18 protein-coding genes are annotated in these 22086 nt (G+C 66.0%); 12 read left to right on the top strand and 6 right to left on the bottom strand.

The window, feature by feature from the left end; genetic code table 11:
• Window positions 1-170 precede the first annotated feature (170 nt).
• Entirely contained in the window at window positions 171-4805 is a 4635-nt protein-coding gene (gene mobF / locus GPX89_RS25750; protein WP_157390228.1) for a MobF family relaxase, read from the top strand.
• A 157-nt stretch (window positions 4806-4962) separates the two neighbouring features.
• Entirely contained in the window at window positions 4963-5796 is an 834-nt protein-coding gene (locus GPX89_RS25755) for a hypothetical protein (protein WP_157390229.1), read from the top strand.
• 79 nt (window positions 5797-5875) lie between these two features.
• Here the strand turns inward: GPX89_RS25755 and GPX89_RS45550 are convergent, their stop codons facing one another.
• The 4 genes from GPX89_RS45550 to GPX89_RS25775 form a co-directional block, all read right to left on the bottom strand.
• Window positions 5876-6289, bottom strand: a complete 414-nt coding sequence (locus GPX89_RS45550; RefSeq protein WP_328602320.1) for an NUDIX hydrolase — start codon at window positions 6287-6289, stop codon at window positions 5876-5878.
• 413 nt (window positions 6290-6702) lie between these two features.
• Window positions 6703-7008, bottom strand: coding sequence for a pyridoxamine 5'-phosphate oxidase family protein (locus GPX89_RS25765; RefSeq protein WP_328602379.1), 306 nt, complete (start codon window positions 7006-7008; stop codon window positions 6703-6705).
• Between the two features lie 21 nt (window positions 7009-7029).
• Entirely contained in the window at window positions 7030-7179 is a 150-nt protein-coding gene (locus GPX89_RS25770) for a hypothetical protein (RefSeq protein WP_157390232.1), read from the bottom strand.
• 143 nt (window positions 7180-7322) lie between these two features.
• Complete coding sequence (locus tag GPX89_RS25775) at window positions 7323-7835, bottom strand: hypothetical protein (RefSeq protein ID WP_198347590.1); 513 nt, start codon at window positions 7833-7835, stop codon at window positions 7323-7325.
• 206 nt (window positions 7836-8041) lie between these two features.
• Here GPX89_RS25775 and GPX89_RS25780 point away from each other — a divergent pair, with 206 nt between their 5' ends.
• The 9 genes from GPX89_RS25780 to GPX89_RS25820 all read left to right on the top strand — a co-directional run bounded on the left by GPX89_RS25780 (window position 8042) and on the right by GPX89_RS25820 (window position 17219).
• Entirely contained in the window at window positions 8042-8698 is a 657-nt protein-coding gene (locus tag GPX89_RS25780; RefSeq protein ID WP_328602321.1) for a GntR family transcriptional regulator, read from the top strand.
• Between the two features lie 161 nt (window positions 8699-8859).
• Window positions 8860-9597: a PIG-L deacetylase family protein gene (locus tag GPX89_RS25785; RefSeq protein ID WP_157390234.1), complete on the top strand. Its 738-nt coding sequence runs from the start codon at window positions 8860-8862 to the stop codon at window positions 9595-9597.
• The gene (locus tag GPX89_RS25790) at window positions 9594-10403 is read left to right on the top strand and encodes an NAD(P)-dependent oxidoreductase (RefSeq protein ID WP_328602322.1); all 810 of its coding nucleotides are present in this window, start codon (window positions 9594-9596) and stop codon (window positions 10401-10403) included. Before GPX89_RS25785 ends, GPX89_RS25790 begins: the two co-directional genes overlap by 4 nt.
• A 6-nt stretch (window positions 10404-10409) precedes the next feature.
• Entirely contained in the window at window positions 10410-11117 is a 708-nt protein-coding gene (locus GPX89_RS25795) for a 4-carboxy-4-hydroxy-2-oxoadipate aldolase/oxaloacetate decarboxylase (RefSeq protein WP_157390235.1), read from the top strand.
• Window positions 11114-12217: a 4-oxalomesaconate tautomerase gene (locus GPX89_RS25800; protein ID WP_157390236.1), complete on the top strand. Its 1104-nt coding sequence runs from the start codon at window positions 11114-11116 to the stop codon at window positions 12215-12217. The genes GPX89_RS25795 and GPX89_RS25800 overlap by 4 nt, the downstream gene beginning before the upstream one ends.
• A 30-nt stretch (window positions 12218-12247) precedes the next feature.
• Window positions 12248-13213 (top strand): VOC family protein, encoded by a 966-nt coding sequence (locus tag GPX89_RS25805; protein ID WP_157390237.1) that lies wholly within the window; start codon window positions 12248-12250, stop codon window positions 13211-13213.
• 168 nt (window positions 13214-13381) lie between these two features.
• Complete coding sequence (locus tag GPX89_RS25810) at window positions 13382-14728, top strand: MFS transporter (protein ID WP_157390238.1); 1347 nt, start codon at window positions 13382-13384, stop codon at window positions 14726-14728.
• Between the two features lie 74 nt (window positions 14729-14802).
• Window positions 14803-15504: a hypothetical protein gene (locus GPX89_RS25815; RefSeq protein ID WP_157390239.1), complete on the top strand. Its 702-nt coding sequence runs from the start codon at window positions 14803-14805 to the stop codon at window positions 15502-15504.
• Window positions 15505-15680: 176 nt separating this feature from the next.
• A complete protein-coding gene (locus GPX89_RS25820; protein ID WP_198347591.1) occupies window positions 15681-17219 on the top strand; it encodes a subtype B tannase in 1539 nt (512 codons plus the stop codon).
• 367 nt (window positions 17220-17586) lie between these two features.
• On the opposite strand, the gene GPX89_RS25825 is transcribed toward GPX89_RS25820, so the two are convergent.
• Both GPX89_RS25825 and GPX89_RS25830 read right to left on the bottom strand, forming a co-directional pair.
• The gene (locus tag GPX89_RS25825) at window positions 17587-18969 is read right to left on the bottom strand and encodes an MFS transporter (RefSeq protein ID WP_328602323.1); all 1383 of its coding nucleotides are present in this window, start codon (window positions 18967-18969) and stop codon (window positions 17587-17589) included.
• A gap of 32 nt (window positions 18970-19001) precedes the next feature.
• Window positions 19002-20867, bottom strand: a complete 1866-nt coding sequence (locus GPX89_RS25830) for a bifunctional sugar phosphate isomerase/epimerase/4-hydroxyphenylpyruvate dioxygenase family protein (RefSeq protein WP_328602324.1) — start codon at window positions 20865-20867, stop codon at window positions 19002-19004.
• Between the two features lie 237 nt (window positions 20868-21104).
• Here GPX89_RS25830 and GPX89_RS25835 point away from each other — a divergent pair, with 237 nt between their 5' ends.
• Entirely contained in the window at window positions 21105-22073 is a 969-nt protein-coding gene (locus GPX89_RS25835) for a zinc-dependent alcohol dehydrogenase (RefSeq protein WP_157390241.1), read from the top strand.
• The last annotated feature ends 13 nt before the right edge of the window (window positions 22074-22086 follow it).

The following is a 22086-nucleotide window of genomic DNA, read 5'->3' on the forward strand; positions in this document are numbered from 1 at the left end:
CATTTCCACAATCCCATCCAGTTCTAGCTGTTTTCAACACCAGATCCAGCGTTCCATCACATCCCATATGGGTACTCTTCCTTACAAAGACACACCTCTTGCATTTTCAATGCACGCCATAGGGCAATGATTTACAGAGCAGTGTTTTCCGGAGCACATTCGATCATGTGATGACCCTTCACCGCTTACATGCCGGAGACGGCTACGAGTACCTCACCAGGCAGGTTGCCTGCGGTGATCGGTTGCGCGACCGGACCAGGGACCTCACCGACTATTACATCGAAAATGGCACTCCACCCGGTATATGGATGGGCGCGGGCGCCGCAGCGCTCGGCTTGTCCGGCCAGGTCACCGAAGCACAAATGCAGGCATTGTTCGGGGAGGGACTGCATCCGAATTCCGACGCCATCATCGCTGCGGCGATCGCGGACGGAAAGACCGCGAAGCAGGCGGTCGAGGCCGCGCAGATCGGTCGAATGTTCTACGAATACACGACCGAGCCCTCCCCTATCCGAGAACTTTTCGATCGTCACGTCGACGCGTTCACCACTCTGCACCGGCGCCGTCCGGACTGGGATGAGCGCACCATCCTGCGCACCGACGCCGCCCGCGAACACCTCAATACCGTGCTGGGGCGAGCTCCGTCCCGCGCCGAAATCAACGATGCGCTCGCCGCGGAGAAGTCCGGCACGCGCAAGGCGGTGGCCGGGTTCGATTGCGTGTTCACCCCGGCCAAATCCATCTCGATCCTGTGGGGCTTGGGCACCGACGCGATCCGCCGGGAGATCTGGCGCTGCCATCTCGAAGCCGTGCAGGAGGTCCTCGCCTTCGCCGAATCCCGGTACGCGGTGACCCGCCGCGGCGCCAACGGCGTCATGCAGATCGACGCAACCGGGCTGATCGTCGCCGCGTTCCATCACTGGGACAACCGCGCCGGTGACATGAACCCGCACACCCACGGTGTGATTTCGGGCAAGGTCCTCGGCTCCGACGGCAAATGGTCCGCCCTCGACGCGCGCGCCCTGTACGCGGCGGCGGTGTCGCTGTCGTGCCGCTACAACGCCATCATCGTCGGAAAACTCAAGCGCTGCATGGGATGGCGGTTCGAAGAACGCTTCCGCGGCCGCGGCAAAGAATCCGTCCTCGAAGTGGTCGGTGTCGGCGAGGACATGATTGCCGAGTTCTCCCGCCGCGACGACATCATTGCCCGCTTCGAACAACTCGCCGCCCAGTATCGCGCCGTGCACGGGCACAACCCGAAGCTCGCCACCCAGTACAAGCTGGCTCAGCAGGCGACGCTGGAAACTCGCATGCAGAAGCCGCTGCCGAAGTCGTTGCGTCAGATGGTCACCGAATGGGATGCCCGCTACCAGTGCCTGTTCGGACACGGCCGTGATGGAGCCCGGTTCGTCGACGAATTGCTGTGGGCGCACACCCATCCCGAGGCACCGCGCCCGTTCGATCCTGACGAGGCCGCGGTCGCGGTCGGTGTCGACCTCGGCGGCATCGCCGGCGTCCTGAGCGCTACACCGGCGAAGCTGGAGCAGGCGATCACCCATCGACTCGACCGGTACCTATTCGACTCGCTCGCCGACCGCACCCAGGCACACATCGTGCTGGCCGCGCGGTTCGCCCCCGAGCCCGATGAGGCCCTGCTGCAACGAATCCAGACCGCCTGCCGAACGGCAGCACGTGCGATGTACGAGCCGGAGCCGATCGCAGTCGAGGTCGCCGAGATCGTGGCCCGCCGCCGTGCGACATGGACCGAAGCCAACATCCGCTCCGCGGTCGAAGACCGCCTCGCCCTCTGCGACTTCGATCACGACGACGCGCAGCGCGCTGCGGTCGAACATGTCACAGCCCTTGTGCGCGATACCCATTCGCTGCAGCTGTCCGTCGACCCTGACCCCATCCCCGCGGCGATGGCCCGCGCCTCCGGGGAGAGCATTTTCACCGTTACAGGTGCCACCCGCTACACCTCCACCGCCGTCCTCGACGCCGAAACCCGCCTCCTCGACGCCGCGCGAACCCCTTTCGGCGAGGTCGTCGCCACCCAGAAGGTCGACGCCGCCATCGCTCGCACCGACAAGACCGAGACCCACCCCCTCAACCCCGGCCAACGCGCCATCACCCGCTACCTGTGCACCGTCGGCACCAGACTCGCCGTCGCGATCGGCCCCGCCGGCAGCGGCAAAACCACCGCCATGAAAGCCGTCGCCGACGCCTGGCAGAGCACCGGGCACACCGTCATCGCGCTCGCCCCCTCAGCCTCAGCGGCACGCGAACTCGGCGCCAGCCTGCACACCCCAGCCCGCACCATCCACAAACTCTTCGCTCAACTCGACTTCGGTGTGGCCACCGGACTGGCGCCCGGGACAATGCTTCTCGTCGACGAGGCCGCCATGGTCGCCACCTTCGACCTCGACGCCCTCCTATCGGTGGCCACCACCCACGGCGCGGTCATCCGCGGTATCGGTGACCCCGAACAGCTTTCGGCGGTCGAGTCCGGCGGCATCATCGCCACCATCGCCCGCGACACCCACGCCCCCGAACTCGACCAGCTGGTGCGATTCAACGACCCCGAAGAAGCCGAAGCCACCCTCGCCGTCCGCGCCGGAAAAGCCAAGGACGCCTGGAAGTTCTACAACAGCCACGGCCGCATCAGCCACGGGATGAGCGACGAATTACGCACCCAGATCCTCACCGAGCACCTCGCCGACACTGCCGCCGACATCTCCTCTGTCATGATCGCCGCCACCCTCGACGACGTCTCCAAACTCAACGCCGCCACCCAAGCCGCCCACCTCGCCAGCGGCCGCGTCCGCGCCGACGGAGGCCGAATCCTGTTGTCCGACGGGCACAGCGGATACCTCGGCGACATCGTCGTCACCCGCCACAACAATCCCCGCCTCAAGATCCTCGGCGGCATCCGCAAAGGCACCGGCGTCGACAACGGCGACCTGTGGCGCATCCATCGCATCCACCACGACGGCTCGATCACCGTCACCGGCACCACTCACCGCGGCACCGTCGTCCTGCCCGCCGACTACATCAGCGAGCACGTCGAACTCGGCTACGCCACCACCACCCACCGCGCCCAAGGCATCACCGTCTGCCGCGCCCGCATGCTGCTCAACGCCACCCTCGGGCGCGGGCTGGCCTACGTCGGGCTCACCCGCGGATCCGAACTCAACCGCCTCTACGTCGCCACCGACGCCCTCGTCGACATCTCCGGCGACCAGCAACCCGACGACCCCCAGGAACCCTTCCACTGCTTCGCCCGCGTCCTGGCCCGCGAAGACGACAACCGCTCCGCCACCGACATCATGCGCGAAGAACAAGCCGCCGCCGACCGTCGCATCGGCACGAACTACCGCCACGCCATCGGACTACTCGCCGACGCCCGCGGCCAATACCTGCTCGGCCGAGCACTGCCCGCCATGTTCTTCCACGAAGCCAAACAGTCCCCGAACTACCGAGAGCTGCTCGACACGCTCGCGCTCGCCGACGCCCACCGGCTCGACACCGACGAGCTCGTAACTGTCATCGCCACCAACAACTTCGAAGACCTCGGGGAATCATTGGTCAACGCCCGAGATACCGCCGCCGTGCTCCGTGCCCGCGCCGACCGCTGGATCCAACAGCGCCTAGCCCCGGTTCCCAACCCGCTCACCGTCGCATCCGTCGAAACCCTCACCACCGCAAGTATTGACGACCTGACGGACCTCATCGCACGCCTCAACACCTTGCCCGTCCTCACCGCCCCCGCCGCGAACGGCTTCCGCGCCTTACGTGATGCCCCCTACTCCGGAGCGTGGGCACCGGTGCCCACGTCGTGGCCAGGCACCGAGACCGATCTCGCCGACTACGCACACGAACTACGCCGACGCCTCGTCGCTCCGAACGTGAACACCGCTGTCCCAATCACGCCATCGCCTGGACCGATCGCCGCTCAGGCCGACCAGGAAGTACTCGCCGAGGTTCCCCCGATCGCGGCGGTTTCGCTGCTAGCGACAAACAGCGCAGGTGCCGAAACGCTCTGCTCTACAGACACATACGACACGTACGCGCTGATCGGTCGGGCCAATGCCACCGAGACGCTTGCGGCAGCGCCATACCGGGGCAGCGAAACCGCGGACGCTTCCGACTGGCCTCCCGCCAGCCCTGAACGGCTGGAAAGAATGCGCGACGACTACCACCACTACGTCAAAGAACTTGCCGACCAGCACACCGAACGCCGCCTCTACATCGCACTCCCGGCCGTGCTCTACCGCACCGCCGGCAGCTCTCGATACTGGCCAATCCTGCTGGAGACCATCGCTCTCGCCGACGCTCACGGCCTCGACACCAATACCTTGATCGCAGCCATCAGCACCGACAACTACAACGACCTCGGCTCATCCCTGCTCCTGGTCACCGACCCCGCCCGCGAACTCCGAGACCGCGCCGACATCTGGATCCTCGCCCACCACCCCAATCCCGGACTCGCCGCCAGCGCAATATCATTCCAAGCCATCACTGACCTGCAATACACCGGGAATCTACGGCCGATCCCGGACTACCTGCACCGCGATCAGCGACTGGCCGAATTCGCGCACGAACTACGCCGCCGCATCGAACGTGCCCAGTCGAAACGTTCCACCGGCACCTCACGCAAACCGACCGCACTGCCTGACAGCCAATCGGTTGCCCGGACCCCCGCCGTCGATCCATCAACGCCTGGGGGCCATGACCAGCCCAAGCCCACCCGGCAGCGCCGCAAGCCGATTCCCCGCCAGACCGTCCGCCGCGGCCGCCGAATGTGAGAAGTCGCGGCCTCGGCCGATGCAAGGTCAATCGAGTTTCGTGCTGCATGCTGTCCCTTACGTGAGATCATCGACATGCGCGCCTGCGACATTCGAGCAGGCTCGGGGGGCCGACAAGACACGAGCTTGCACTGTTCATCGATGACAGGACCGTGCCATGGCAGATGAGGCCGAGACACATCGCGATTGCGTCGGCGGGTGCATGCCGCAGTTGCCGAAATCCGCGCTGGCCAAGCGCGCCAAGCGGCACAAGCTCGGCGAGCACCAGCTCGATCAACTGCTGCAAGCGCTCGACGGCCGCTGCATGATCTGTCAGCGCTGCCACGCGATGTATATCGACACGACGACCAGGGCAGCGACGGTGAGGCTTCGTGGCGTCGTGTGCAGATGGTGCAAGCAGCGAATAGCGGTCCACGAGGGCTCCTACGGCAACGAACGCGGCGTCCTCGGGTGCCGATGCAGGCCACGCGACGATCCCGAGTGGGAACCACGGATGGCCGCTGCCACAGCGCAATACCTCGAGCGAACCGCACGACTCACGTCATACGCAACCGACCAAGAGTGGTTCGAGGCATTGATCGACGACCTGTCCGTTCACGGCCCCGACCCATCCGGCGTCTGGAGTGGTATCCCGCTCTCCGACCTCCCGCAACTCACCGCGCCCGAGAGTCTGCCAACAGCCGAATTCGACAGGTCTTGTTCACCGCTCGCCCGGCAACGATGCGCGGACAACTGCCGGAACCACGACGAACACATCTACATCGCATGCTTCGCCGAGCCAACCAAGCTCCGAGACGCCGACACCTTCGACGCGGTCATGCATTACGTCGGATGGACACGGCAACGACCGCCCGTGCGGCGTGTGAATCAGCACGGGGCGATATGCCGAAAGTCATTGATAGCAATAGTTCCTGGTACCGAAACCGAAGAAGCGCATCTCAAAGACGAGGCACAGTGCCCGCAATGCGGTCGACCACTCCGGTACAACTGACCGCGCCGTATCCGCGACCGCACCGGGTGTCGGGTACCGATGCTCTTCTTCCGAACGACCGTGACCGCGCGCCACACGCTCACCTCGCGGCGTCGGCAGCGAAGAAATCCGCCAGCATGTCGTTTTCCTCGAATCCCAGCGCCATCTCCGCGATTTCGGTAGGTCCGAACCAGGCCAGACCCTGTCCCTCCGTCACCTCGATCAGATCCAGGTCGAGATCCAGGACCGTGGTGAAGGTGTGCTCGATCATGCCCCACGGCCGCCGCCGCGAGCACAACGGTGAAACGGTGTTCGGGTCAAGATCTATGCCAAGCTCCTCGGCGATCTCCCGGAGCAGGCACTGCAATGGTGTCTCCCCTGGCTCGACGTGACCGCCCGGCAGCGCCCAAGTGTTCGGAAACGGGATGTCAGGCTTGTCGTCACGCAGGAAAAGCAGAACCTCTCCGCAGCTGTTGCGCAGGATAACGTTCGCGCCTTCGACACCAGCGGCCACGCAGGCACTCCTCCATGAGTCGGCGGGATCAAACGCAGTTCGGCCCCACCATAGCCGGGCCCCAGCGCAGTGAAGGGAACGGGTGGATCGAGTGAGATCAGTGTTGTCGTGGGTGCTGAGCGGTTCGTGAACTCGTGTCCTTCGGCAGTATCCAGAAAGTAACAGGCGGCAGATAATGCTCATGTGTACCTGCCTGGATTCGGAGTCTTCGTGGCGACACTCGACCACGGAATCCCACTGTCCGCCATACACGTACGGTGGTCACCATCCAGCCACGCCTATGAAGCCTTCTCTGATCGACATCCTGGCCTGATCTATTCCGACAAAGGATCGGCACTCGCCGCTATGGACGGTCTGCTCGACATGATTCGAGAGGCGACCGGCCATCGTCGCGAGACCTCACAGCCGGGTGGCTAGCGGTCGTTTCTCCTCGGCTCCAGGTATTCGATGCCGGTAATGGCCGCGGGGTGAATGCGCAGGATCTTTTCCTGCCCGCCCGGGAGTCGTGAGTGCAGCGACCGGCGATATCGGTCGAGTTCGTCGGGGTCGGTGACCGGTTCGGCAGTACCGGTCACGATCACACACCGGCCCTGCTGTGTGTCCAGGTCGAGGGTGTCGACCTCGTAGGCGACTACATGCTGATACGGCGGGATGCCCACGCCCACACCGGTTCCGACGACGATCACTTCCCCGTCGACCATGTGATTCACGGGCCGGATGGCCGGTAACGCATACCGCGACTACACGATTCGGCCGAATCGAACATCGGCCAGCAACCGCAAGCACTCCGCGTCGGGCAACATGCGCGCCGCCAAGGGATCATGCTCGACCACCCCGATTCTTCGCGCCGTGGATTTGCCGTTCGATGCGGGCTCGGGGCTACCGCTCATCGCGATCGTCCTCCAAAGTCACGGAACATGACATGCGGCTGATTGCGTCGGGATTCCCGACTGACAGTGTCGGCAAACCGCCCCGTCCGAATCCGTCCGCCTGCGCCCTCGACGCCGAGCCTGACATCTTCGGCGCTGCGCCGCTATTTCCGCTGCGCCAGTTGCTGTTTCACCACCAGAGCCAGCGGCACGGCGTAGCAGAAGTGGGACATGAACCCGCCGATCACCACTGCGGAATCCCCGTAATTCGGGTGGGAGTCCGAAACCAGAGCGATCGACAGGTGCATCACGATCCACGCGAGCATCGCATAGGGCAGTGCGACCAGCGTCGCCTCGATCCCGCGGCGACGGAAATACGGCCAGATCGCCGCGAACAGCACACCCCAGCCCAGCGCGAACGCGAAGTGGATCACCGTGCCGAGCACATATGCCCAGGCTCCCAGCGAGGTTTGCACGTGCTGACCGAACGTCAATCCGGTCGCATTGCGCGGTATCCCCTTCATCGGCATCTGATGCTGCACACCGACCCACACGATCGCCTCGTAGATCCAGATGCACACGCCGCCAACCAGTCCCCCGATCAATCCGGCCCGGACCGTCTGCCGGACGTCGGCCCGCGAGAGCCATGCAGCCGTGCTCGTACCAGTGCTACTCATAACCATCCACCACTCTTTGGTGACATAAATGTCAACAATATTGCCGACAGGAGTTTGACAGGGGTCACCGCACAGTTCAAGACCCTCAACCGAATCGGACGGGATCCCGACCCGGCCGCTACGGCACGTTGCCGCCATTGGCCGACCCGGGCAAGTTGTTGGCATAATTTCCGACAATATTGATCACCTACAGTCAGGACAGGCCGGTGTCGCAGTCGGAGGAGCTCGAACGGGGAACGCAGGGCAAGGCCATCGCGCTCGAACGCCTGCGCGGGTCCGTGCGCCGCGGTGAGGTCGCGCCGGGACAGCGGCTGGTCGAGGCGGACCTGGTCGAGCAGTACGGCGTCACGCGGGGCAGCGTGCGCGCCGCGATCGACGAGCTGATCAGCGAGGGGCTGGTGGAGCGGATTCCCAACCGCGGCGCGCGGGTACGGGCGGTCTCCACGCAGCAGGCCGTCGAAATCCTGGAATGCCGAAAGGTTTTGGAGGGCCTGATCGCCGCGAAGGCCGCCGAGCGAGCCACCGATGCCGACCGCGAGCGATTGCGCGGCTACGCCGACCAACTCGCCGCCGCGGTGCGCGACGGCGAGCCGCTGAAGTATTCGAGCCTCAACCACGAGCTGCACGCGGCGATCGCGGAAATGGCCGGGCAGCACACCGCGGCCGATCTCATCGGCCGGCTCAACACGCAGGTAGTGCGCTTCCAGTTCCAGCTGTCGCTGCGCCCGGGCCGCCCGCAAGTCTCCCTCGCCGAGCATCTCGCCGTGGTCGAGGCGATCATCGCGCACGACCCTGCCGCGGCCGAACAGGCCATGCGGGATCACCTGGACAGCGTGATCACCGCTCTCAACGCATCGGATTAACCCAACTACCTGCGCAAACAGAGGTTCAGGGCGGCTTCGCCACTAAGATTGTTGACAATTTCGCCAACAAACACCTACCTTGAATTCAGGACGTGACCCGAGACACGGACGTCCAGAACGCGCCGCGCTGTGCGGCACTCCTGAACTCATGAGGTGAAGCAATGGCCGATAAGGCAACCGAATCGCTACTCGTTGTGAGCGCCCACGCCGGCGATTTCGTCTGGCGCGCGGGCGGAGCCATCGCCCTGGCCGCCACCCGCGGCGAACGGGCCACCGTGGTGTGCCTGAGCTACGGCGAGCGCGGCGAATCGGCCAAGGCGTGGCGGGAAGGCAAGCAACTCGACGAGATCAAGGCGCTGCGTCGGGACGAAGCCCGGGCCGCCGCGGATGTGCTCGGCGCGGACATCCGGTTCCTCGACGCGGGCGACTACCCCTTGCTGGAGTCGGCCGAGCTCGTCGACCGGTTGGTGCGCGTCTACCGGGAGACCTCCCCCACCGTGGTGCTCACCCACACCCTCGCCGACCCCTACAACGGCGATCACCCCGCCGCGGCGCGCATGGCCATGCAGGCGCGCATCCTCGCGCAGGCCGTCGGCTACGACGCTCCTGGCGAACCCCTCGGCGCGCCACCGGTTTTCAGCTTCGAACCGCATCAGTCGGAGATGTCGGAGTTCCGGCCCGACGTGCTGCTCGACATCACCGAGGTCTTCGAGACCAAACGCAAGGCCATGCGCTGCCTGGGCGCCCAGGAACACATGTGGACCTACTACGAGGACCTGGCCGCCCGCCGTGGCGTGCAGCTCGAGCGCAACGCCGGACCGAATCTGGGCCTGCTGAAGAACAGCCGCGCCGAGGCCTTCGTGCGCCATTACCCGCACGTCACCGCCACCCTCTCGTGACCCCGACACCGCCACATCGCCTGCGGGTCGCAGTGCTCGGATTCGGGGAAGCCGGAGGCGAGTTCGCCCGCGATCTGGTCGCCGCCGGCGCATCCGTCCGCGGGTACGACCCCAAAATCTCCGCACCGCATGGCGTGTCCCAACGCGACGACGAAGCCGACGCGATACGCGATGCCGAGCTGGTCTTCTCACTGACCACCGGCACGGAAGCCGAGGCGGCGGTGCTGGCCGCCGTGCCCGCCCTGTGCCCGGGAACCATCTGGGCCGAGGCGAATACGACCAGTCCGGCCCTGAAAGTTCTGCTGGGCGAGCAGATCCATGACCATGGCGGCGATCTGGTCGACGTGGCCATCATGGCACCGGTGCCGGGCAAAGGTCTGTACACCCCGATGGCGGCGTCCGGTCCAGCCGCACCATTGTTCGCCACCATGATGTCCGAGTTCGGTGTCGCCATCGAGCAGGTCGACGGCCCGATCGGCGCGGCAAGTTCTCGAAAACTGCTGCGCAGCATCGTCTACAAGGGGCTGGCCGCCGCCGTCGTCGAGGCCGAGGCTGGCGCGCGGGCCGCGGGCTGCCAAGAGTGGTTCCACCACCATCTGATCACCGAGTTCGTCCGCTTCGACGCGGACATGATCGAACGCCTGATCTCGGGCACCTACGCCCATGCGACGCGGCGCGCCGAGGAAATGGACGCGGCGGCCGTACAGCTGGCCGACCTCGGCATCACCCCCCGCATCGCGGCGGCTACGCGAGACGCCCTGCGCGCCATCGCCGAAGACCGCGCGATCAGCTTCACCAAGGAGTAGAGCGACATGCAGAACATCGTTGTCACCGATCCGCCCCGGGCATCGATCGAGGACGCCGCCCGGCTGGGGGAATACGGCGTGGCCACCGTGCACGAGGCGGCCGGTCGCGTCGGATATCTGGGCCCGCGGCTGCGCCCGGCCTGGCCGGGCGCGCGGATCGGCGGGACCGCGGTCACCGTGGTCTGCTGGCCGGGCGACAACCTGATGATCCATGTCGCGGTCGAGCAGTGCCGTGCCGGGGATGTCCTTGTGGTGGTGACGAATTCGCCGTCCACCGACGGGTTGTTCGGCGAGCTGTTCGCCACCGCCCTGCGACAGCGCGGCGTGCGCGGCGTCGTATTGGGCTGCGGTGTCCGGGATGTCGCCGAATTGCAGGAGATGGGCTTCCCGGCCTGGTCGACCGCGGTGAGCGCGCAGGGCTCGGTCAAGGCGACCGCCGGCGCGATCAACGTGCCGATCGTGCTGGAGGGCCAGGTGGTTCATCCTGGCGACGTGATCGTCGCCGACGACGACGGCGTGACCTGCGTGCCGCGCGGGCGGGTCCCGGAGGTTCTGACGGCCTCGGCAGCGCGACTGACCAAGGAGCAGGACAGCCGGGAGGCGTTCCGGCGGGGCGAACTCGGCCTGGACCGCTACGGATTGCGTTCCCGCCTCGACGAATTCGGCATCACCTATATCTCCTACGAGGACTACATCGCCAAGGAGGATCGATGACCGCGGTGCGACCGGGCAGCTCGAACCCGGAATCCGAAGGCGTTCCGTGCCTCTGGATGCGCGGCGGGACCTCCAAGGGCGGCTACTTCCTCGCCGCCGACCTGCCCGCCGATCCGACGGCCCGCGACGATCTGCTGCTGCGGATCATGGGATCCCCGGATCCCCGCCAGATCGACGGCCTGGGCGCGGCGACATCGTTGACCAGCAAGGTCGCGGTGGTTTCTCCGTCGCGGCGGCCCGGCGTGGACGTGGACTACCTGTTCCTGCAGCTGGGCGTCGACCAGCCGACCGTGTCCGACCGGCAGAACTGCGGCAACATACTCGCCGGAGTCGGGCCCTTCGCCGTCGAAACCGGGCTCGTGACCGCCGGTGGTGACAGCGCGACTGTCCGCATCCATCAGATCAATTCCGGCAGCATCGCCTCCGCCACGTTCCCGGTCCGTGACGGCCTGCCCGTCTACTCCGGCGATACTCGCATCGATGGTGTGCCCGGGACGGCCGCGCCGGTGGTGTTGTCGTTCGAGGACACCGCCGGATCGGCCACCGCGGGCCTGTTCCCGACCGGCCGACTGCGCGACCACATCGACGGCATCGACGTGACCTGCGTGGACAACGGCATGCCCGTGGTGGTCGCGACCGCGGCGAGCTTCGGGCTCACCGGCTACGAGCCGGTCGCGGACCTGGCGACGGACGCCGCACTGCTCGGCCGCGTGGACAACCTGCGCCGCAAGGCCGCTCAGCTGATGGGGCTCGGCGATGTGGCGGAGACCTCGGTGCCCAAGACCGTGCTTCTCACACCCGCCTGCGATGGCGGGACGGTGTGCACGCGCTCGTTCATCCCGGTGCAGCCGCACACGTCCATCGGCGTGTTCGCCGCGATCAGCGCCGCAACCGCGATGATGACTCCCGGAGCGGTCGGGCACGAGCTCGCCGCGGGCCTGCCCCCGGGGCCACGGCGGGTGGACATGGAGCATCCCTCCGGGCACCTGCTGATCGATATCGACATGGACACCACCGTCACCCCGCCGCGGGCGCGCTCCGCAGGCGTGGTGCGCACCGCTCGAAAGCTGTTCGCCGGTAGGGCTTTTCCTCGCGCATGACGCGCCCGACGGTCAAGGAGGACCGCAATCATGGCACCTCGCCACGAGATCGCGCATCTGGCGCATGTGCAACTGCTCACCCCGAAACTCGAGGAGAGCGTTCGGTTCTGCACCGATTTCCTGGGATTGCGGGTGGTCGGGTCCGAGGGTGATCGGGTCTACCTGCACGCCTGGGACGACTACCAGCACCACACCCTCACCCTGCGAGCACACCGGCACGCGGGCATCGCCCGAACCCACCTACGGGCCGCGAGCCCCGAGGCATTGCGAGGGCGGGTGGATGCCATCGAAACGACCGGATACGGAATCGGCTGGGCCGACGGCGAACCCGGCTTCGGACCCACCTACCTGTTCACGGATCCGGACGGGCACGAATTCGGCCTCTACTACGAGGCGGAATGGTTCCAGTGCACCGAGGAGACCCGTCCGGCGCTGAAGAACCAAGCTGCCGCCTACCCCAGTGGCGGTGTTCCCGCCCGCCGCCTCGATCACGTGAATTTCCTCGGGCGCACGCCGGGGGACAATCGTGATTTTCTCGTCGACGTCCTGGGCGCGTTGACGACCGAGCAGATCATGCTCGACGACGGGTCGGTCGCGGCCGCGTGGACCACGTTCACCAACAAGAGCTACGACCTCGTCTACACCCGCGACAACTTGGGGTTGTCGGGGCGGTTGCACCACATCGCCTTCGCCGCCGACAGCCGCGCCGACATTCTGCGCGCCTGCGACGTCGCCCTGGACCAGGGCGTGTTCATCGAGACCGGACCGCACAAACATGCCATCCAGCAGACGTTCTTCCTCTACGTCTACGAACCCGGCGGCAACCGCATCGAGCTGTGCAATCCGGGAGCGCGGCTGATCCTGGCACCGGATTGGCATCGGGTGGATTGGACCGAAGCCGAGCGCGCCAAGGGGCAGGCATGGGGGCTGAAGACCATCGAGTCCTTCCATACCCACGGCACACCGACCGCCGACGACCTGACGCGGGAGACCTGAAACTAGCAGTCGCTGAGGGTATTTCGAACGTTTGACACGGAGGGCTCGGCGTCGTGCCAACCCATTCGAATCAATTGTTAACAATTTTGCCCAAAATATTGTGCACCGGATCTCTGACGTTGTAGCGTGCGTCACCGTGATCCACACCACTGGACGAAAGAGATTCCGTTGTCCGCGATAGCCCAACCCGGCGGTTCCACCGCCATCACCACCCTGGCCACCCGCGTCATCGCGCTGTGTTGGTTCCTCGTTCTCCTCGACGGCCTCGATCTGTTCGTCTACGGCGCTGTGCTGCCGGGTGTGCTGGACGACAAGGCTTTTCACCTCACCAAGGCGGTGGCCGGTGACATCGGCAGCCTCACCAACTTCGGGATGCTGCTGGGCGCGCTGACCGCGGGGCTGCTGACCGACCGGATCGGGCGCCGGCGCCTACTACTGGCCGGGGTGGTCATCTTCTCACTCGCCTCGGGCGGCGCGGCCACCGCGCCCTCGGTCGGCGTCTTCGCCGTCGCCCGCTTCATCTCCGGCTACGGACTGGGCGCACTGCTGCCCACCTGCATCGCGCTGGTCCAGGAATTCGCACCTCCACGCCGCAAGGCCATCGCGGTCACCTTCCTGATGACCGCCCACCAGGCCGGGGGCGCACTTGCGGGCGCACTGGCCATGTCGGTGGTGCACGCTTTGGGCTGGCGTTCGGTGTACTGGCTGGGCATGCTGCCACTGCTGCTGATTCCGGTGGTGTGGGCGCTGCTGCCGGAATCGATCACCTATCTGATCTCCAGCGGCCGTACCGAGCGCGCCACCGCGTTGGCCTCGAAATACGGTGTGCCCCTGGGGTTCTACGCGCCGGAGCCGGGTGCGGAGCGCCGCCGCGGGGATGTCCGGGCGCTGTTCGCGGCACCGGTGCGCACAACCACCCTGCTGTTCTGGGTGGCATCGTTCTTCGGCCTGCTGCTCGTGTACGGCATGAATACCTGGCTGCCGACCATGATGCGTGGCCACGGCTACAACCTGGGTTCGGCCATCAGTTTCCTGCTCGTGATCAACCTCGGCGGCATCGTCGGCATGCTGGTCGCCGGTCCGCTGGCCGACCGCTTCGGACCGCAGCGGGTCGCGATGGCCTGGTTCGCCTGCACCGCGGTCGGCGTCGGACTGCTGGTGAATCACATGCCGCTGGTATGGACCTACGTGGTCGTCTTCGCCACCGGCGGATTCCTGTTCAGCGCACAGACTTTGATCTACGCCTCCACCAGCTCGTACTACCTGCCCAGCGTGCGCGCCACCGCCCTGGGCTGGGTCTCCGCGGTGGGCCGCTGGGGCTCCATCTTCGGCCCCTGGTTCGGCGGCGTGCTGCTCTCACACGGCCTCACCACCAGCGGGTTCGGCATGTTCTCCGCCGCGGCGGTAATCGCGCTGCTCACGCTCGCCTTCGTCCGACGCAATCCGGAGGTCGACGCGATCAACGCGGCAGACGACCTTGCCGCCACCGAAGGCTCCACGACCCAGCCCGTGTAGAGCCACCACAAACTCCGAATTCGTTCGTATCGAACAGAATTCGGGTCTCGAAATACATCCTGATGAGGAAACCTATGCAAATGCGAAGCATCGCCGTCACCGCCGCACTGGCCGCGGCCACACTCGGCATCACCACGGGCACCGCCCAGGCCCGGAGCACCGATGGCGACACGATCAACTACGCCGTGACGAACTCCAACACCGACACCGTCATCAAGACCGATGCCGGGTCGATGGTCGTCGAGGACGGCATCTTCAAGATCAAGGCAGCCAACGGCGCCACCATCGCCGGCACCGAATTGAAGTTCCGCGTCGACGATTTCGAGTTCCCGATCGCCGCGAACATCTCCGATCGCACCGCCACCCTGACCCCGGAAATGGACCTCGACCACGCCGTCTACAAGCCGGTCGCGCTGCCGTACGAGGACCAGGCGCCGTGGAAGAACGCCTACGACCGCGAACAGGCGGCGTGGAACCGCATGAAAGACACCATCTCGCTGGGCGCCACCGTCGGCACCCTGGTCGGCGGCATCGCTGGCGCCGGCGTCGGCTGCATCCTCGGCGGCGTCACCCTGGCCACCGTCACCGGCGCGTTGACCGCCATGTTCGGCGCGCTGCCCGCCGGCGTCTTCGGCTGCATCGTCGGCATGTCCGTGGTCGGCTTCCTGGGCACCCTGATCGGCAATCTCGCCGTGACCGCACCCGTCGCGATTCTCGCCGCGGTGCAGTACTTCACCACGATCAACCAGCCCATGCCGAACACCCCGGCGAAATGAGAACCTGACCGGCACCGGCCTCTTCCGGCCGCCGACGCCCCGCCCGACCGCCTGCCGGGCGGGGCTCCTGTGATGACAGACAGAGTTTTGAGTTATCTCCCAGCTTCCGCGCAGATTCACCGGAGATATATTGTCAACAATATAACCAACAATTGGTGTCGGCGAAGGGAGAGACCGTGCAACGCAGGACCATGCTCAAGGGGATCGCCGCGATGGGGGTGCTACCTTTCGCCGCGATCGCCTGCGGCACCCGCTCTGGCCAGCACAACACGAGCGCCGAAAACGAGCCGGACGCACTGGCCTTCGACCCGAACCGGTACACGACCGCACAGAAGACCGTGACTACGTCCGCCGGTAGCAAATCGGTCACCTATCGCTCCTACACAGGAATCTCCTACGTCTCGAAGCCGGTGGATCAACAGCACCAGACGCTGAATGTCAGCGTGCCGGTGGAAATCGATGGCAAGGCCGTCGACGCGAGCGGCGCGCCGATCCTGCTTAGCAACTCCATCGCCGGGTACATGTCATCGGTCGCCGGGAGCGGCATGGGCGGTGCCATGCCCAGCGGTGCCATGCCCAGCGGCGGGATGCCCGGCGGTGGATTCGCCGATGGCGCGAACCGGGCCAGCAATCCGGATCTGGCCCTCGCTGCCGGATATGTCGTCGTCGAGCCGGGCACGCGCGGCCGGGACCTGGTCAACAGTGCGGGCGAGTACTACGGCGTGGCTCCGGCGGCGATCGTCGACCTCAAGGCGGTCGTGCGGTATGTGCGCCACAATGCGGGGCGCATCCCGGGCAATACCGACTGGATCGTCTCTACCGGCGTCAGCGCCGGCGGCGCGATGTCGGCACTGCTCGGAGCCTCCACCGACGACCCGCTCTACGACCCTTACCTGCGGGAGATCGGCGCGGCGCAGGCCAGCGACGCCGTCTTCGCCAGCGCCGACTACTGCCCGATCGCCGATCTGGAGCATGCCGACATGGCCTACGAATGGAACTGGGGCGCCAATGCGCTCAGCACGGGCGGGCTCGTGGACCAGAGCGTGTCGGGGGAGCTGAAGACCGCCTTCGCGAGCTACCAGGCCGGGTTGAAACTAATGGGCGAGAACAGTTTCGGTCCCCTCACCGCCGACAACTACGGCGACTATCTGACCCGCACCTACTTACAGTCTTCGGCGACCAAATATCTTGCCGCGCTGTCGGATTCGGCGCGTGCCGACTATCTGGGCCAGAACCCGTGGATAACGTGGTCGGCCGCAAAGGCGACCTTCGCCTGGAATGACTACCTGGCCCACGTCGGGGCCCGGAAGAAGAACGTCCCGGCGTTCGACGCGTTCGACCTGTCGGCCGGTGAGAACAACGAGTTCGGTCTGGGCACCACCAAAGCCCGCCACTTCACCCCGTACAGCCTGCGACACGCCACCGGCAACGCCTCCGCCGAACTCGACGCCGATCTGCCGGACAAGCTGAACCTGATGAACCCCATGCACTTCCTGGATCGTCAGAGCCCGAACCGGACCAAGAACTGGTGGATTCGAGTGGGCACCAAGGACTCCGACACCTCGCTTACCATCGTCGGCAATCTCGCAGCCCGGTTGCACAACCTCGGCGACAACGTGAACGCCGCCATGTACTGGGATGCCGGCCACGGCGCCAACGAGGACGCCGAGGACTTCATCACCTGGATCGGCACCACCACCGGCTACCACCGATAGCCTTTCAGCGCGACACTGAAAGCACTGGTCTCGCCCCTGGCGGCGCTCACTGAACTTCCCCACTGACGCACCGAAATTCCCATTCGTCCGCGTGGCTCCGCCGTGCGCGTTCTGGCGGTAACCACGCCTGACCAGCACACATGATTAGAGGAGGCCCCGCTTTTGCATGTCGACATGGAGGAAGGTGTGGAAATCAGTGCCCTGCGGGCACGGGGCTGGACGATCTCGCAGATCGCCCGGGCGGGATGAGCAATCTGGGCAAAATGAGCCAGGCTGGGCCGACTATGGCCGGATCGGCGAAATCGCCGTGGCCATTGAACCCGGATTCGGGCGGCCGGGTTCAATGGCAATGCGTCGCCGTGGTCGCTCAGACGGCGACGACTCCGGCGCGGAGGCGTCGATATTCCTCGTACGGAACGGATTTCGCAGTCGCGGTGCCGAGGTCCTCGAGCGGGACGCGGTAGGTTTCAGGGGCCGTGAAGGCGGCGATGGCCGCGAGTGCCGCGCAACCGAAGGTGAAGGCACCGACGATGAGCGGCACGTTCGCATGTGGCGGTGCGACGAGGGCGTAAACGGTCGGCAGGAACGCGGTGATCATGGTGCCGATATTCTGCGAGACCGCGAAGCCGGTGACACGGGTGCGAGTGGGGAACAGCTCTTGGTAGAAAGCAGGGAAGACGGCGTTGTAGCCCTGATAGACCAAGCCCCACATGAGAATTGCCAGTACGAAGGTCAGGGCCAGATTGTTCTGGCTGATCGCCCAGAGGTAGGCGAAGGACAACGCGCCCGAGCCGAGCGAACCGACGATGATGCACGGACGGCGGCCGATTCGGTCGGACAGATCGCCGACGAACGGAATCAGCAGAACCGCGACGGCATTGCCGACCACGGAGATCCATAGGAAGCCGGTCTTGCTCATGCCGACGCCGTAGCTGGCGTTGGTGGCGTAGGTGGCGCCGAAGACTGTGGCGGCGGTGGGGATGGCGTTCATCAGTGCCATGCACACCACGCGCAGCATGTTGGAGCCGCTGTCGCGTACCGCCTCGACGATCGGGGCCTTCACCGCTTCTGGTTGGTCCTGCTGGGCTTGGAAGGCCGGCGTCTCGTCGACCCCGCGGCGGATCAGGTAGCCGGCGAGCAGCACGAAAAAGCTGAGCAGGAACGGGATTCGCCAGCCCCAGCTTTGGAAGGCGTCGGCCGGGAGCAGCGCCGCCATCGGCAGGAACGCGGCGGCGGCCAGCAGTTGCCCGGCCTGTGTGCCTTGCAGGGTGAAGCTGGCGAAGAATCCGCGCCGACCGAACGGCGCGTGCTCGACGATCATGGCGCTGGCCCCCGACATTTCGCCGCCTACCGCGAAGCCCTGGATGAGCCGCAAGACCACCAGCAGTACCGGGGCCAGATAGCCGACCGAGTGATAGGTGGGCAACAGGGCCACCAGGAACGTGGATAGGCCCATCACTATCATGCAGAGCACGAGCACGTTCTTGCGGCCGCGCCGGTCACCCCAGTGGCCGAGCACGAACGCCCCTACCGGCCGGGCGACGTAGCCTACGCCGAAGGTCGCCAATGAGACCAGAATGCCGATTGTCGGATTCCCCTTGGGAAAGAAGATGTTCGGGAAGACCAGGGCGGCAGCCTGGGCATACACGAAGAAGTCGTAGTACTCGAGGGCGCTGCCGATCCAGCCGCTGGCCGCGGCCTTGCGGGGAGTCTTGGGCGCTGTCGATGAGGGTGGGGTCGAGGTACTCACTGCTGATCTTTCTTTCGGGTCGACGATGACGCTCAGGAATTGGGGTGGAGGGTGAGGCGGCGAGCGCGGTGGGCGCTCATGCGGACCGGTGCGTTGACCGCGCCGAAGCCGCGGTAGCCGCCGACGCGCTGGACGATTTCGAAGAAGACGCGGCTGCCGAGCAGTTCGGTGTAGAGGTGGTAAAACTCGCCGTGGTCATCGCGGTCGTACATGATGCCGAGGGCGGCCATGCAGCCGAGTTCAGGTGCGGGAAATCCGATTCGGGCGTCGAGGTCGGCGTAGTAGTTCGCCGGGATGTCCAGCATCGGCGCGCCGCGGCGCCGCAACTCGGTCGCGGTGGCGAAGATATCACCGGTCTCGAATGCCACGTGCTGTGGATCGGGCACGCCGGGCGCCCAGGAGCCGCGGCGTAGCAGCGTGGAACTCAGCACTATACGTAGAGTTTCGGTGTCATTACGCACGGTGCGGTCGCGCACCAGCCCGTAGGGCGCGGCGTACTGGGTCTCATCCTCGAGGTCCAGGCCGAGGGCGGCGCGATAGAACAGCGCGGCTTCGTCGAAGTAGTCGAAGGGCTGGGCCAGGCCGAGGTGGTCGATGCCGGTGAGCCCTACAGGCGAGTGCGTTTCGGCCGTGAGTTCGAAACCGGTTCGGGTCGGGGTGAAGTCACCGAGCCAGCCGTCGGAACCGGTGCGGCAGAAGAAGATCGAGGACCCGTCCGGTGCACCGATGTGGGCAAGGTCGGCCTCGGCGGGAGCATGTGCACGGGGCAGGATCGGCGCGAGCATGGCGTCGGCACGGGCGGCCGACCGCCCGGGATCGTCGCTTTCCACGGCGAAAGCACCGATCTCCGCGAGGTCGGGGTGGTGGTGGTCGGTGATGGTGCCGTTCAGCAGTATCCGCGCCCGCCCCTGCTGCCACAGCTGTACCGGTTTGGTCCGATGCGTCCCGGTGTGTGTGAAACCCATGGCCGTCAGGGTTTCCGCGATGGTTCCGGCGGCCGCGCCGCCGACGGCGAGTTCGGTGAACGCGTGCCCGAGCAGCTGCGGCGGAGCCGGTGGCCGCGCGATCTCGGCACGCCCCGACCGGAGGGCATGCGCCTCTTCCAGCCACAGCAGTGAGCGCATGGCATCGCGCGCGGCCCGATGCGGATCTGCTTGGCGGAAGACGTCGTTGAAGACTTCGAGCGAGAGCGGCCCGCGGTATCCGGCATCGAGCACATGGCCCAGGAAAGCGGGCAGATCGAACGCGCCCTGGCCCGGGAACAACCGGTAGTGGCGACTCCATTGCAGCACGTCCATGGCCAGTCGCGGGGCATCGGCCAACTGCAGGAAGAAGATCCGGTCACCGGGGAGTTTCGCGATCCCCGACGCGTCATCGGTGCGGGACAGGATGTGGAAGCTGTCCAGGCACAGGCCGAGTGCCGGGTGATCGGCGATGTCGACGATGCGCCAGGAGTGTTCCCAGGTGTTGACGTGCCGTCCCCACGCGAGGGCCTCGTAGGCGACGCGCAGCCCGCGGTCGGCCGCGTGCCCGGCTAGGACTCGCAGCTGTTCCGCGGCGAGTTCGTCATCATCCATGGCCTGTGGGGCGACCGAGGAGCAAACCAGCACGGTGTCGGTTCCGAGCTCGGTCATGAGATCGAACTTGCGTGCTGCCCGGCGCAGATTCGCCTCGAAATCCTGCCGCGGGACGGCCTCGATGTCGCGCATCGGTTGATAGAGGTCGATCGACAGGCCCAGGTCCGCGCAGCGCCGCCGCACCTGCGATGGGCTCAGCGGGCTCGCGATCAGGTCGTTCTCGAACACCTCGATGCCGTCGAAGCCGGCCGCCGCGGCGGCGGACAGCTTGTCCTCGAGAGTGCCGGACAGGCAGACGGTGGCGATGGAGCGTGCAGTCACAAGCGATTCCAAACTTTGACGAATGTTCGCTATGCGAACACTTGTGCGTAATGTAGACACAGGGTAGGGGGTGATCCGAGTCACTGTCAATCAGCCGACCATGCTGGGCAATTCCGGGTCAAAACTGGTCAAGCGATACAGAGGATGCCGAAAAGCGACTTGAGTCACCAGCCCGAGAAGCCTACGATGTGCGTATAGCAACCACATGTTCGCATAGCGCACATATTAGGAGACGGCATGAAGGCAGCGACTCTCATTGCACCGGAGCGGATCTCGGTCATCGACGTGCCCGACCCGACTTGCGGACCACGCGAGGTCCTGGTGCGCATGCGCGGGGTCGGACTATGCGGCTCGGACCTGTCGGTGTACCGCGGCCACCGCGCGGTACCCGACCTGCCGTGGATCCTCGGACACGAAGGCGTCGGCGATATCGTCGCCGTCGGCGCGGAGGTCGACGATCAAAGAATCGGCGAACAGGTCGCGATCGAGCCGAACTACTGCTGCCTGCAGTGCGAGCCGTGCCGTGCCGGGTTCACCTCCGCCTGTCCGAACCGGATCATCCTCGGCATCAACGCACCCGGCGTCCTCGCCGAATTCGTAGCCGTCCCCGCGGATTTCGCCTTTCCGGTGGCCCCGCACGTGGAACTGGCAGACCTCGTCTGCGCCGAACCGCTGACGGTGGCGCGCGCCGCCATCCGCCGCTCGGGCATCACCGCCGGCGACAGCTGCCTCGTGGTCGGCACCGGCTCCCAGGGCTTGTTCCTGTGCGAACTGCTCGTCGACGCGGGCGTCAAACCGCATGTGATCGAGCCGCATGAGGGGCGGCGGATACTCGCCGAGACGCTCGGTGCGACCGCGGCGGCGGAATCTGACAGCGGTTTCCGCTTCCTGTTCGAGACCTCCGGCGTGGCCGCGGCGCTGCCACCCGCTCTGGCCCGCCTCGCCCCAGGCGGTACGGCCATGCTGATCGGGATCAATGCCGAACCGCTGGGAGTGTCGAGCTTCGACATCGTCTACCGCCAGCTGCGCCTGCTCGGCTCGCTCATCTACGACCACCCCACCGACTTCGCCGACACCGCCGCCCTGCTCGACGGCGGCCTCTCCCCCAGTCGGGTCCTGCAGGCCGAATTCCCACTCGCCGAGGCCGCGCGCGCCTTCGAGGCGGTGCGCACCACGCCCGGCAAGTGCTGGATCCGGCTCGACTGATCCACTCTGCCCG

Origin of the sequence: Nocardia terrae, assembly GCF_009760405.1 — a bacterium.
Classification (GTDB): domain Bacteria; phylum Actinomycetota; class Actinomycetes; order Mycobacteriales; family Mycobacteriaceae; genus Nocardia; species Nocardia terrae.